The following is a 13,082-nucleotide window of genomic DNA, read 5'->3' as shown; positions in this document are numbered from 1 at the left end:
GAGCTCACCGGACGGCCGAGAACACCCGGTCCACCACGGCGCGCGCGTGCCGGGTGATGCGGCGGTACTCGTCGATGCACGCTCCCGGGTCGTCCTCCGGGTAGCCCAGGGCGGACGCGATGCCCGCGAGCTCGTGGCCGGAGCGCGGGAGCTGGTCGGTGGGCTTGCCGCGGACCAGCGTCGCGACGCCGCGGGCGCGGGTCGCGGTCGTCCAGCCGCTGGTCAGCGTCGCCGCGTCGTCCTCGGTGAGCAGCCCCTCGGCCGCCAGCGCGGTGAGGGCGTCCAGGGTGGAGGTCGTGCGCAGCGCGGGGTGCTGCCCGGCGTGCTGGAGCTGCAGGAGCTGCACGGTCCACTCGACGTCGGCGAGCCCGCCGGTGCCGAGCTTGGTGTGCAGGGCCCGGTCGGCACCGCGGGGCAGGCGTTCGGCGTCGACCCGGGCCTTCATGCGCCGGATCTCCGTCGCCTGCTCCTCGGGCAGTCCGCCCTCGGGGTAGCGGTACGGCGCGATCATCTCCTCGAAGCGCCGCCCCAGGTCCTCGTCACCAGCCACGGGGCGGGCCCGCAGCAGCGCCTGGCACTCCCAGGTCTGCGCCCAGCGCCGCAGGTAGTCCGCGTACGACGACAGGGTCCGCACGAGCGGTCCGCTGCGACCCTCGGGACGCAGCTTGGTGTCGACCTCGAGCGCGGGGTCCGGGCTGGGCGCCCCCAACGCGGAGACGACGGACTCGACGACCCCCCGGGCGAACGTCGTCGCGTCCTGGTCCGAGGCGCCCTCGACCGGCTCGCACACCGCCACCACGTCCGCGTCCGACCCGTAGCCCAGCTCGCCCCCGCCGAGCCGGCCCATGCCGACGATGGAGATCACCGCGGGCGCCGGGGCGGCCCCGGCGCGCTCTCGGATCGCGGCGTCCAGCCCGGCCTGCAGCACCGCGGCCCACACGCTCGACAGGGCCGTGCACACGCGCACCACGTCGGTCAGCCCGAGCAGGTCCGCGCACGCCACGCGCAGCAGCTCCACACGGCGCAGCGACCGCGCGACGTTGCCGGCCGAGCGCGGGTCGGTGTGCCGCGCGACCGCGGCCCGCAGCGAGACCGCCACCTCGGCCGGGTCGCGGGCGACCAGCTCGGCCTGCGGCCCGTCGCCGCCGAGCAGGCGCAGCACCTCCGGGGAGCGCGGCATCATCTCGGCGACCCACCGGGAGGTGCCGAGCACGTACATCAGTCGGTCCGCGGCCAGGCCCTCGTCGCGCAGCAGCGCCAGGAACCACGGCGTGGACGCGAGCGCCTCCGACACCTTCCGGTACGCGAGCAGGCCGTGGTCCGGATCGGCGGTGTGGCCGAGCTGGTCGAGCAGCACCGGCAGGAGCGCCCGCTGGATGCGCGCGGCCCGGCCGGTCCCCGCGGTCAGCGCGGCCACGTGCTTGAGGGCCCCCGACGGCGAGCTCCACCCGAGCGCCGCGAGCCGCCGGGTCGCGGACTCCTCGGTGAGCACCAGGTCCGAGCCGGCGATGTTGGCCACCGACTCCAGCAGTGGGCGGTAGAACAGCTTCTCGTGCAGCCGCCGGACGCGGACCGTCGTGCGCGAGCGCTCGGCCTGCAGCACACCGACGGCGTCCCGGCGCCCGTCCGCCCGCAGCTTGGCGGCGCGGGCGAGCCAGCGCAGGCCCGCGGTGTCGTCGTCGGAGGGGAAGAGGTGGGTGCGGCGCAGGCGCTGCAGCTGCACGCGGTGCTCGAGCATCCGCAGGAAGCGGTAGGAGGCGGCGAGGTTCGCGGCGTCGTCCCGGCCGATGTAGCCGCCCTCGCCGAGCGCGGCCAGCGTCTCCAGGGTGTTCTGCCCGCGCAGCGTCCCGTCCCCGCGCCCGTGCACCAGCTGCAGCAGCTGCACCGCGAACTCCACGTCGCGCAGCCCGCCGCGGCCGAGCTTGAGCTCGCGGTCGGCGACGTCGTGGCGGATGTGGTCCTCGACCCGCTTGCGCATCGCGCGGACGTCGGCGACGAAGTCGTCGCGCTCGGCCGCCTCCCACACCATCGGGGCGAGCGCCTCGCAGTACTCCCGGCCCAGCTCCGCGTCGCCGGCGACCGGCCGGGCCTTGAGCAGCGCCTGGAACTCCCAGGTCCGGGCCCAGCGCCGGTAGTAGGACACGTGGCCCTCGAGGGTGCGCGTGAGCTGCCCGGAGCGGCCCTCGGGACGCAGGTTGGCGTCGATCTCCAGGAAGGCCTCCGTGGCCACCCGCATCATCGTCGAGGCGAGCCGGGTCGCGACGTCCGCCGGCCCGTCGTGGAGGAAGATCACATCGATGTCGGAGACGTAGTTCAGCTCGCGTCCCCCGCACTTGCCCATCCCGATGACGCCGAGCCGCACCCCCTCGACGGCATCCGCGCCCACCTCCGCCCGGGCCACGGCGAGCGCGGCCTCCAGCCCGGCGGCCGCGACGTCCGCGAGCTGGGCGGAGATCACGTCGACCGGCCAGAACGGCAGCTCCGGCTCGCACACCGACTGCAGGTCGGCGGCCGCCAGCAGCAGCACGTCGTCACGCCACGCCAGGCGCAGCAGCTCCACGGCCCCGTGCCCGGTCACGCCGGCGACGGGCGCCGGCGCGTCCGCGTCGGCGCCGACCGCGTCGAGGTGGGTGCGGCGCCGGTCCTCGGCGCTGGGCAGCCGGGACTCGTCGTGCACCCGGCCGGGGGCCAGCACGGTGCGCAGCAGCCGCCAGCGCTCCGGCTGCGAGACCAGGTGCTCACCGAGCGCGGTGGACCCGCCCAGCACCCCGAACAGCCGCCCGCGCAGCCCCTGGTCGACCCGCAGCGCCGACTCCAGCTCCGCCCACGACTCCCCGAGCGACTCGCGCAGGTTCTCGACGGCGGCCAGCGCGAGATCGGGGTCGGCCGCCCGCGCCAGGGCCCACACGACGAGCGCCGCGGCCGGGACGGCGTCGTCGCCGTCCCACCAGCCGAGGTCGGCGAGGCGGGGCCCGGCGTCGGCGTCGGTGAACCCGAGACGGGCCGGCGCGCGAGCGGGTCGTCGGTCGCGCGCGACGGGAGGAGTCGTCACCGGGACGACCCTAGTCGCGGGTCGGAGACGACGGGTCCTACAGCGTCGGCAGGTAGGTCGCCAGCTCGTAGGGGGTCACGTTGCGGCGGTAGGCGTCCCACTCGCTGCGCTTGTTGCGCAGGAAGAAGTCGTAGACGTGCTCGCCGAGGATCTCCGCCATGAGGTCGGACTGCTCGAAGGCCTGCAGCGCGCCGTCGAGGTTCTGCGGCAGCGTCTGGTAGCCCATCGCGCGGCGCTCGCCCTCGGTCAGCGACCACACGTTGTCCTCGGCCGCCGGCGGCAGCTCGTAGCCCTCCGCGATGCCCTTCAGCCCCGCCCCGAGGATCACCGCGTACGCCAGGTACGGGTTCGCCGCGGAGTCCAGGGAGCGCACCTCCACCCGGCGGGACGACGCCTTGCCCGGCGAGTACATCGGCACCCGGACCAGCGCGGACCGGTTCGCGTGGCCCCAGCACACCGCCGTCGGGGCCTCGCCGCCGACGACCAGGCGCTTGTAGGAGTTCACGAACTGGTTGGTCACGGCCGACATCTCGCGGGCGTGCCGCAGCACCCCGGCGACGAACGCCTTGCCGGTCTTGGACAGCTCGTAGGGCTCGGAGGCGTCGTGGAACGCGTTCTGGTCGCCTTCGAACAGGCTGACGTGGGTGTGCATCGCCGACCCCGGGTGCTGGGTGAACGGCTTGGGCATGAACGACGCCCGCACGCCCTGGGTGATCGCCACCTCCTTGACCAGGTAGCGGAACGTCATGATGTTGTCCGCCATGGTCAGGGCGTCGGCGTAGCGCAGGTCGATCTCCTGCTGCCCGGGACCGCCCTCGTGGTGGGAGAACTCGACCGAGATGCCCATCGCCTCGAGCGAGTCGATGCAGCGGCGCCGGAAGTGCGGCGCGACGTCGTGGCTCGCCTGGTCGAAGTAGCCGCCGGTGTCGGCCGGGACCGGCGGCGACCCGTCGTCGGGAAGGTCCCGGAGCAGGTAGAACTCGATCTCGGGGTGGACGTAGCAGGTGAAGCCGGCCTCGGCGGCGCGCGAGAGCGCGCGGCGCAGCACGTGGCGCGGGTCGGCCCAGGACGGGGAGCCGTCGGGCATGGTGATGTCGCAGAGCATGCGGGCCGAGTAGTGGTCGCCGTCGGCGTCCTCCCACGGCAGCACCTGGAAGGTCGACGGGTCGGGCTTGGCGACCATGTCGGACTCGTAGACCCGGCTGAAGCCCTCGATCGACGAGCCGTCGAACCCGATGCCCTCGGCGAACGCGCCCTCCAGCTCGGCCGGGGCGATCGCCACGGACTTGAGGTAGCCGAGCACGTCGGTGAACCACAGCCGCACGAACCGGATGTCGCGCTCGTCCAACGTCCGCAGGACGAACTCCTGCTGCCGATCCATGCTCGCGACCCTAAGGAGACCGTGTTACAGGGACGTCACAGGGGTCCCCGCGCCGACGACGATCACCCGTTGTCGGTGCACCGCGCCTCCGGCGGCGCCGGCGTGCCGTCGACCAGGTAGCGCGTGACGATCGCGTCCACGCACCCGAAGCCCTGGAAGGTCGCCGTGTGCTGGTCGCCGACCTTGGTCAGCAGCGAGCCGTTCAGGGCCTTCGCGAGGTCCACGCCGGCCTGGTAGGGCGTCGCCGGGTCGCCGGTGGTGGAGACCACCAGCGGCGGCGCCAGGCCCGGTGCCTGCGGGACGTGCGGGCCCCCGGTCACGGGGGCCTGCGGCGGCCAGAACGCGCACGAGTCCAGGGCGGCGCTCGGCCCGCGCCCGGAGTCCAGGAACGGCGCCGCCTCGTTGTAGCGGCGGGCGCGGTCCAGGGCGGCGGCCGGGTCGGTGACGCGCGGGTCGTCGACGCATCGGATCGCGGTGAACGCGTCCTGCTGCGGGGAGTAGGTGCCGTCGGGGGCGCGGTCGTAGTACTGGTCGGCGAGGCCCATCAGGGTCTGGCCGCGTCCCTGGGTCAGCTCGGTCAGGCCCTGGCGCAGGTCCGGCCACAGCGAGGTGGCGTACAGCGCCTGGATGGTGCCCTGCTGGGCGTCGCCGTAGGAGAACGTCCGGCCGTCGGGCAGCCGGCCCGGGGAGGCGAGCAGCGGCCGGGTCAGCTCCTGGTAGCGGGTGGTCGCCTGCGCGGGGTCGGTGCCCAGCGGGCAGCCCGGCTTGGTGGCGCAGTCCTTGGCGAACGCCTCGAACGCGCCCTGGAACCCGCGGCCCTGGTTGACGACCTCGTCGGTCGGGTCCTGGTCCGGGTCCAGCGCGCCGTCGAGGACCATCGCGCGGACGTTGCCCGGGAACTGCTCGGCGTAGGTCGACCCGATCCGGGTGCCGTAGGAGAACCCGAGGTAGTTCAGCTGCCGGTCGCCGAGCACGGCCCGCAGCACGTCCATGTCCTTCGCGACGTCGCGGGTGCCGACGTTCGCGAGCATGTCCGCGCCGGTCTTCTGCGTGCAGCCGTCGGCGGTCTGCCGGGCGAGGCCCTCGGCCCGCGCGACGCCCGCCGGGGACGGGTCGGTGATGTCGGTGGCGCGCTGGGTGTCCTGCTCGGCCGGGGTCAGGCACCGGATCGTCGGGGTGCTCGCGCCGATGCCGCGCGGGTCGAAGCCGACCAGGTCGAAGCGGCGGGAGACCTCCTCACCGCGGGTGAGGATCGCGAGCTGCGAGGCGATCTCGATGCCGGAGGCACCGGGCCCGCCGGGGTTGACCAGCAGCGACCCGATCCGGCCCGGCGCGTCCGAGGCCTTCAGCCGCGACACCGCGACCTGGGCGGTCCGCCCCGCCGGGTTCGCGTAGTCCACCGGCACCTCGAGCCGGGAGCACTCGAAGCCGGGCAGGCCGTAGAACTGGCGCTGGTCGTCCGTCGTCGCGAACGGCAGGCACGAGCCCCACGAGAGCTGCTGGGAGTAGAAGCGGTCCAGCCCGGCCGGGACGCCGCCGGCCGGGGCCGGGGATGCCGACGGGGATGCCGACGGGGGCGCCGCCTGGGACGTGGTCCGCGGGACGGCGTCGGCGCAGGCCCCCGCGACGAGCAGCGCCGCGAGCAGCGCGACCAGTGGCCAGACCCGTCGTCGGGACCTGCGGGAACGGCTCGTTCGGACGTGGCTGCTCCCCGGATGCACGCGGCCATCCTCGCAACCGCCCGATGAGGTCTCCGTCGGGGTGGGTCGGTGTGAGTCCGGCGACAAGCACCGGCACGACGGCGGCCCGCGGGGCAGGCTTCGTGCGCACCGAACCCCTCGCACACGCCCGGGGACCCGCGACGAGCGGGCCTCGAGGCAGGAGGACACGACGATGACGTCACCCGCACCGAAGCGCGTCCGCATCCACCACCTGCAGCAGTGGAAGGACGCCGGACAGCGGTGGCCGATGCTGACGGCCTACGACTTCCCGACGGCGAAGGTGTTCGACGCCGCGGACATCCCCGTCCTGCTGGTCGGCGACTCCGCCGCGAACAACGTGCTCGGGTACGACTCCACCGTGCCGGTGTCGGTCGACGAGCTGCTGATGCTGTGCAAGGCGGTCGTGCGCGGTGCGTCCCGCGCCCTGATCGTCGCCGACCTGCCGTTCGGCTCCTACCAGGTCTCCCCCGGCCAGGCGCTGGAGACCGCGGTGCGGTTCATGAAGGAGGGCGGCGCGGCCGCGGTCAAGCTGGAGGGCGGGGCGCACTACGCGCCGCAGATCCGCGCTCTGGTCGACGCCGGCATCCCCGTCATGGCCCACCTCGGCTTCACCCCGCAGAGCGAGCACGCCCTGGGCGGCTTCCGGGTGCAGGGCCGCGGCGAGGGTGCCGACAAGCTCCTCGCCGACGCGCTCGCCGTCCAGGAGGCCGGGGCGTTCGCGACGGTGCTGGAGATGGTCCCGGCCGACGTCGCGAAGAAGGTGACCGGCGAGCTGCGCATCCCCACCGTCGGGATCGGCGCCGGGCCGGACTGCGACGCGCAGGTGCTGGTGTGGCCGGACATGGCCGGCCTCAACACCGGGCGCGTCCCGCGGTTCGTCAAGCGCTACGCCGACCTGGCCGGCGCCCTCGGCGGGGCCGCGGAGCAGTTCGCGCGCGAGGTGCGCGAGGGCGTCTACCCCGCCGAGGAGCACAGCTTCCGCTGAGTCAGGCCGCTCAGCCGTCCTCGGGCCACACGATCTTCACGCCGGCGTGCACCTTGTAGCGGCGGTTGATCGCGATGAGGTTCGCGGTCAGGCACTCCACCTGGTAGGCGTTGCGCAGCCGGCCGGCGTAGACCCCGCGCACGCCGGTGATCGCGTCGGCCAGCGCGCGCACCACGTCGGTGGCCTCGCGGTCGTCGCCGAGCACGAGGACGTCGCAGTCCACGTGGTCCTGCTCGAGGTCCGCGAGCAGGACCGCCGAGACGTTGTGGAACGCGGCGGTCACGCGGGTCTCCGGGAGCAGCTGCTCGGCCTGCTGCGCGACGCTGCCCTCCTCGACCGGCAGCGGGTACGGGCCCTTCTTGTCGAACCCGAGCGGGTTGACGCAGTCGATCAGGATCTTGCCCCGCAGCGGCTCGACGAGGCCCGTCAGGGTGTCGGCGTGCGACTCCCACGGCACCGCGGCCAGCACGACGTCCGCCTGCTCCGCGCACGTCGCGTTGTCCGTGCCGGTGACGTTCTCCGTCCCGGTCAGGTCGCGGTACTCGGCGGCGGAGGTCTCCGCCCGCTCCGCCGAGCGCGAGCCGACGATCACGCGGATCCCGGCCGCCGCCCACCGCAGCGCCAGGCCCTTGCCCTGGGCGCCGGTGCCGCCGAGGACCCCGACGGTGAGGGTCGTCGGGTCGATGGGTTCGGTCACGGGCGCTCCTTCTCGAACGGTCAGGACGGACTGTTTATTATCACGCGCCGAGCAGCGCGGCGAACTCCCGGTGCAGCGCGGCGACGGCGTCGTCGGCGGCCGGGACGACCCCGGTGAGGCCGAGGAAGCCGTGCACGAGCGCCGGGTGCTCGCGCAGCCGCACGTCCACACCCGCCGTGGTCAGCGCCTCGGCGAACGCCCGGCCGGCGTCGCGCAGCGGGTCGAAGCCGGCGGTCGCGACGATCGTCGGCCCGAGCCCGGCGAGCTCGGTCCGCATCGGGGAGAGGCGGACGTCGCCCTTCGGGTTCGCCGACCCGAGGTAGAGCTTCGAGCAGGCGACGACGTCGCCCGCCGTCAGGACGTACCCCTCGCCGTTCTCGCGCACCGACGCGTAGCGGCCCTCGAAGTCCGGCGGCGGGTAGACCAGCAGGGTCCCGACGACGGGTTCGCGCCGGTCGCGGCGCGCGAGCGCGGCGCCCGCGACCAGGTTCGCGCCCGCGGAGTCGCCGGCGAGGGCGACCCGGGCCGGGTCGGCGTCCCACTCGGCGGCGTGGTCGACCGCCCAGGCGAGGCCCTCGAGGACGTCGTGCAGCGGCACCGGGAAGCGGTGCTCCGGCGCGAGCCGGTAGTCCAGGGCGATCACGACTGCACCGGTGTCATCGGCGAGACGCTGCGCGACCGGGTCGTAGATCTCGCCGCCGCCGAGCACCCACCCGCCGCCGTGGGCGTGCACGACCAGCGCGTCGCACGTGCGGTCGGCCGGGCGGTGCACCCGGACCGGCACCGGACCGTCGTCGCGGACCTCCGGGCCGGCACCCGCCGGGCGGACGGTCTCGCGCATCGCGTCGGCGAACCGGTCGCGGGCGGCGGCGATCCCCTCGTCGGTGTCGGTGCCGGCGAACATCGCGGGCCGGTCGGCCCAGCGGTCGAGCAGCGCGGCCACGTCGGGGTCGAGGTCGGTCACGTCGGCACCCTAGGGGGTGGGATCGCCGTTGCTGAATCGAGACATGACCTCCGCGCAACGCGGGGCCCGGTATGACGTCTCTCGGCATGCCGGGCCCGATCGATCACGGGCGGGTCCGGTGCAGGTCTCCCCGCCGCCCCGCGACCTCGAAGGACCCCGCGCTCCCGATGGCTCTGCCCTGGCCCCAGAACACCCCGACCCTCCCCCGCATCGCCACCGTCGGCCCCGCCGAGCGGGCCGGTGCCGGGCGGGCCCTCCCCGACCTGGCGCGGCTGCGCGGCGTCGTCACCTCGCCGGTGACCGCCCTCGTGGTCATGGCGCTCGGGCTGCTCGGACTGTTCGCCCTCCCGATGGTGGGCCTGCCGTTCGTCGCGCTCGTCGTGCTGCCGATGGTGATCCACCAGCTGCGCGCCGAGCAGCGCCAGAACCTGCGCCGCCGCTGACCCCGCCCGCCGACGCCCCCGGTCCCGCTCGCGGGTGCCGGGGGCGTCGTCGTCTCCGGCGCCGGTGTCAGTAGGTGGCGCTCGACCCGGCGATGATCAGTCCGAAGACGATGAAGAAGACGATCGCGAGCACGAACAGGCCGATGAAGATGTAGCCGATGATCAGGCCGGCCAGCGCGAGCCCGTCGCCGTTCTCGCCCCGCTCGCGGATCTGGCGGCGCGCGATGTGCCCGCAGATCACCCCGCCGATCGCCGTGATGCCGAAGAAGAACGTCAGGAGCGACAGCACCAGCGACGTGATCGCCAGCGCGTTCGTCGGCGCGCCCGCGCCGGGCGGGTAGCCGTAGCCGGGCTGCTGGCCGTACGCGGGCGGCGGGCCGTACCCGGGGGCGGGCTGGCTGCCCGAGACCGGACCGGCGCCGTAGCCCGGCTGCTGGCCGTAGGCGGGCTGCTGGCCGTACTGCTGGCCGTAGCCCTGTTGGCCGTAGCCCTGGGCGCCGTACTGCTGCTGGCTGGGTTCCGTCTGCCCGTAGCTCGGCGTGCCGGACGCCTGGTCGCCGGTGTCGTACCCGGAGGGCGCCGCGGTGGGCTGCGAGCTCGGCCCGGAGGAGTAGGCCCCGGGCGGCGGGTAGCCGGACCGGTCCGCTCCGCCGTCCGCACCGGCCTGTTCGCCCTGCGGACGCGCGAACGGATCCCCGTCCTGCGGCTCGCGGTTCGACTCGCTCATGTCCCCGTCCCACCTCGGTGTACGGCCCGCCGGGGGCCCGGTCGTGATGCGCGGCATCCTTGCACGACGCACCGACACCGACCCGGCGAACGGACACGAAACGCACTCCGTGGTCGCGGGACCGACCCCGCGTCGGTCACCCGGCGTGCGGGCAGCGCGCCGGCCCGGGTCCGAGCACGACGCCCAGCTGTCCGCGTCACGGGGACGCGGACGGCGCGAGCGGCCCGAGCACGCCGCCCACCGTGCGTGTGGCGCAACATCCCGCCGCCGCCGCACCGAGCGCGACGTGGGGCAGATTCCGCGGACAGCGGATCTGCGTGGTGTCGCACTCGACGCCGCGCCGGCTCAGTCCTGCGAGTTTCCCCCGGACGACGGCGACGAGGGCGAACTCGACGACGGGGCACTGCTCGAGGAGGTCGGCGGGACGCTGCTCGAGGACTCCGGCGGCGCACTGCTGGTCGACGTGGGCGGGGCGCTGGTCGTCGACCTCGGGGGCGTGGTCGTCGTCGACGTGGGCGGAGCGCTGCTCGACGACGTGGGCGGGGTCGTCTGCGGGGTCGTCGGATTCGGCGTGCTCGACGGCCGCCGGCTCGGGGTCGAGGACCCGGTCCCGCCGGGCGCGGAGGAGAACGGTCCGCCCCCGGAGCCGCCTCCATCGGGTGCCGGAGCCGCCGGAGCCGCCGCACGCGCGGGCACGTCGCCCGGCCCGGCCAACGGGCCCCGGTGCGCGGCGAGGTCGACCTGGGTCGGGGACGGGGTGGTCGGGTCGGCGGAGACCGGGATGGGCGCGGTCGGCCCGAGGTCGGTGATGGCTGGTGCGGCGGGCACGACCGGGGGCGCCACGGGCCCCTGCGGTGTCGGCGTCGCGGTTCCGCCGAGGAGACCTCCGAGGTCGGCGGCCACCGCGAGCGAGGTGGAGTTCCCGGTGACCGTCTGGAAGACCGCGGTGCTCACCGCCGCGGCCCCCATGAGAGACACGCCGGCCACCGCGAGGCGTCGGCGGCGCGTGTCCGCGCCGTCGGCGGCCGGCGTCCGCTCCCCCGGCTCCGACTCCGCCACCGGCACGGGCCCCGCCACCGCTGCCGCGCCCGCCGGAGCGTCGCTCGCGAACAGGGGCACCGCCCCGCCCGACACCGTGCTCTCCACCCGTACGTCCTCCCGTCGTGCCTGGTCGAGGGGCTGTCCGCTCAGTGAAACGGACCGACGGTGTAGTCGTCTCTCTGCTGATCAGGCGGGATGTCATGCGTCCGAGTGGGCGCGTGATGTCACTGCCCGCAGCCGGAGGTGACGCAGCGTCAAGCAGGACGAACGACGTCCGGCCGCGGACCGACGACCACTCGTCGTGTCACCCTGCGAGACCGCGAGCACGGTCCGACCGCTCGTCATCCCCCGATCGGCCCTACGATCTCGCCGTGTCCAGCGATGCCACCGGCGGTCCCAGCACTCCCGAGCACACCCCGACGGTGCTCGACGCGGCGCTGCACGAGGCCGGCGCCGTCCTCGGTCGCGTGTCGTCGGCCGCGACGAACGTCGTCGACCGGTTCTGGCACGGGCACCTGGCCGACACGACCCGCCACCCGCGCACCGCGATCACCGGGGGACGGGGCTGGACCCTGCACCGGTACGCGCCACTGACCGGCGCACCGGTCACGGGCACCGTCGGGAACCCGGTCCTGCTCGTCCCCCCGCTCGGAGCGCCGGACCTCGCGTTCGACCTGCGTCGGGGCAACAGCCTGGTCGAGTTCCTGCTCCAGCACGGCCGGACGGTCTACATCGTCACCTACGACGCCGCCTTCTGGCGGGGGCGACGACGGGGCCTGGAGACCTGGGTCGACGACGTCCTCCCGGCCGCGGTCGAGGCGGCCCACGCCGACGACGAGGACGCGGGCGACCTGCACCTCGCCGGGTGGAGCCTGGGTGGGCTGTTCGTGCTGCTGACGCTCGCGGCCCACGACCTCCCGGTCGCGTCCGGCACCGCGTTCGCCGCCCCGGTCGACGTCGACGAGGTGCCGATCGTGGCGCCCTTCCGCTCGATCGCCGAGTACACCGGCGGGCGGATCTTCACCACCGCCTACCGCCTGCTGGGCGGCTTCCCCGCGCCCGCCGTCCGCGCCGCGTTCCAGCTGGTCAGCGCCGACCGGTACATCACCAAGCCGGTGACGGTGCTGACCCACCTCGACGACCGCGAGCTCCTCGAGCAGATGGAGGCCGTCGACGTCCTGATGAACAACATGGTCGCCTACCCCGGCCGCGCGTTCGGGCAGGTCTTCCACCACGTGATCCGCGGCAACGAGATCGCCCGCGACGCCGTGCGCATCGGCGGTCGCGAGGTGCACCTGTCCGCCGTGACCGACCCGGTGCTGCTCATCGCCGGCGCCGACGACGGGATCGCCCCGGTGGACAGCGTCCGCACGGGCGTCGACCTGCTGACGAACTCGTCCGACCTGCGCTTCGACGTCGAGCCGGGCGGACACCTCGGCGTCCTCACCGGCCGCCGCGCGAAGTCGCACACGTGGCCGGTGTTCCTCGACTTCATCGCCGACCACGACGACTGAACCACACCGGTGTGGTTCGCCTCCGGGGTGTTCGAGGACCGGTCGAACGGGTGTCGTACGGTCAGCGCTGCCCTGCTCCCCCGTGGAAGGACACCTCGCGTGGCCGTCACCCTGAAGGCAGCCCTGCTCGACTCCGACAAGCGCGGATTCGTCGTCACCGACCTCGAGACGCTCGTCGACGACGAGGTCAAGGACAAGAGCGGCCTGTCCGGCGGCGTGATCAAGACCGGGTACGCCGCCGTCAAGAAGATCAAGCCCGGCATCATCTGGGGCGTCATCGACTCGCTGCTCGACGAGTTCGTCGAGGCCCTCGAGCCGCACTGGACCGCCTACAACGCCGCCCCGACCGGTGACTTCGGCGCCTACCTGGCCGCCCACCCGCAGCCGGTGTCGGAGGCCCTGCTCTCGGTGACCGACCGGCGCGCGGAGAAGTCCAACCGCCAGGCCATCACGTCGGTCTACTCCAAGCTGCGCGGCAAGGCCCAGGAGAACGTCATCGAGGCGCTGCCGCGCCTCGGCGCCGTCGTGGAGAAGCACGCGGCGGTGTGAGCTCCGCT

General features: G+C 74.4%; 11 protein-coding genes. 4 read left to right on the top strand and 7 right to left on the bottom strand.

All coding sequences use genetic code 11. The features are described 5' to 3' along the window. Nucleotides 1–4: 4 nt before the first annotated feature. From WCD74_RS23645 to WCD74_RS23635, 3 genes are all read right to left on the bottom strand, one after another. A complete protein-coding gene (locus WCD74_RS23645; RefSeq protein ID WP_337697348.1) occupies nucleotides 5–3,052 on the bottom strand; it encodes a bifunctional [glutamine synthetase] adenylyltransferase/[glutamine synthetase]-adenylyl-L-tyrosine phosphorylase in 3,048 nt (1,015 codons plus the stop codon). Between the two features lie 37 nt (nucleotides 3,053–3,089). Next, the gene (locus WCD74_RS23640; RefSeq protein WP_337697347.1) at nucleotides 3,090–4,433 is read right to left on the bottom strand and encodes a glutamine synthetase family protein; all 1,344 of its coding nucleotides are present in this window, start codon (nucleotides 4,431–4,433) and stop codon (nucleotides 3,090–3,092) included. A gap of 62 nt (nucleotides 4,434–4,495) precedes the next feature. Then, complete coding sequence (locus WCD74_RS23635) at nucleotides 4,496–6,154, bottom strand: alpha/beta hydrolase (RefSeq protein ID WP_337697346.1); 1,659 nt, start codon at nucleotides 6,152–6,154, stop codon at nucleotides 4,496–4,498. 172 nt (nucleotides 6,155–6,326) lie between these two features. On the opposite strand from WCD74_RS23635, the gene panB reads away from it, so the two are divergent. Next, nucleotides 6,327–7,139, top strand: coding sequence for a 3-methyl-2-oxobutanoate hydroxymethyltransferase (panB, locus tag WCD74_RS23630; protein WP_337697345.1), 813 nt, complete (start codon nucleotides 6,327–6,329; stop codon nucleotides 7,137–7,139). A 10-nt stretch (nucleotides 7,140–7,149) separates the two neighbouring features. Here panB and npdG read toward each other — a convergent pair whose 3' ends face one another. Together npdG and WCD74_RS23620 are read right to left on the bottom strand one after the other, a co-directional pair. Next, nucleotides 7,150–7,836: an NADPH-dependent F420 reductase gene (npdG, locus tag WCD74_RS23625; RefSeq protein WP_337697344.1), complete on the bottom strand. Its 687-nt coding sequence runs from the start codon at nucleotides 7,834–7,836 to the stop codon at nucleotides 7,150–7,152. A 40-nt stretch (nucleotides 7,837–7,876) separates the two neighbouring features. Then, nucleotides 7,877–8,800, bottom strand: coding sequence for an alpha/beta hydrolase (locus tag WCD74_RS23620; protein ID WP_337697343.1), 924 nt, complete (start codon nucleotides 8,798–8,800; stop codon nucleotides 7,877–7,879). A 167-nt stretch (nucleotides 8,801–8,967) separates the two neighbouring features. Here WCD74_RS23620 and WCD74_RS23615 point away from each other — a divergent pair, with 167 nt between their 5' ends. After that, a complete protein-coding gene (locus WCD74_RS23615) occupies nucleotides 8,968–9,243 on the top strand; it encodes a hypothetical protein (protein ID WP_337697342.1) in 276 nt (91 codons plus the stop codon). Between the two features lie 67 nt (nucleotides 9,244–9,310). On the opposite strand, the gene WCD74_RS23610 is transcribed toward WCD74_RS23615, so the two are convergent. Next, the gene (locus WCD74_RS23610; RefSeq protein WP_337697341.1) at nucleotides 9,311–9,970 is read right to left on the bottom strand and encodes a DUF4190 domain-containing protein; all 660 of its coding nucleotides are present in this window, start codon (nucleotides 9,968–9,970) and stop codon (nucleotides 9,311–9,313) included. A 345-nt stretch (nucleotides 9,971–10,315) separates the two neighbouring features. Further along, nucleotides 10,316–11,116, bottom strand: coding sequence for a hypothetical protein (locus WCD74_RS23605; protein ID WP_337697340.1), 801 nt, complete (start codon nucleotides 11,114–11,116; stop codon nucleotides 10,316–10,318). A gap of 266 nt (nucleotides 11,117–11,382) precedes the next feature. Between WCD74_RS23605 and WCD74_RS23600 the strand changes: the two genes are divergently transcribed. Together WCD74_RS23600 and WCD74_RS23595 are read left to right on the top strand one after the other, a co-directional pair. After that, on the top strand, nucleotides 11,383–12,525 hold the full coding sequence (locus WCD74_RS23600; protein WP_337697339.1) for a polyhydroxyalkanoate synthase family protein: 1,143 nt from the start codon (nucleotides 11,383–11,385) through the stop codon (nucleotides 12,523–12,525). A gap of 99 nt (nucleotides 12,526–12,624) precedes the next feature. Next, nucleotides 12,625–13,074 carry a DUF6918 family protein gene (locus WCD74_RS23595; protein WP_337697338.1) on the top strand — a complete coding sequence of 150 codons (450 nt, stop codon included), beginning with the start codon at nucleotides 12,625–12,627 and terminating at the stop codon, nucleotides 13,072–13,074. Nucleotides 13,075–13,082 lie beyond the last annotated feature (8 nt).

It is taken from the genome of Actinomycetospora aurantiaca, assembly GCF_037401875.1.
GTDB lineage: Bacteria > Actinomycetota > Actinomycetes > Mycobacteriales > Pseudonocardiaceae > Actinomycetospora > Actinomycetospora aurantiaca.
The sequence above is the reverse complement of the archived record's forward strand: the minus strand, read 5'-3'. Positions and strand labels throughout refer to the sequence as shown.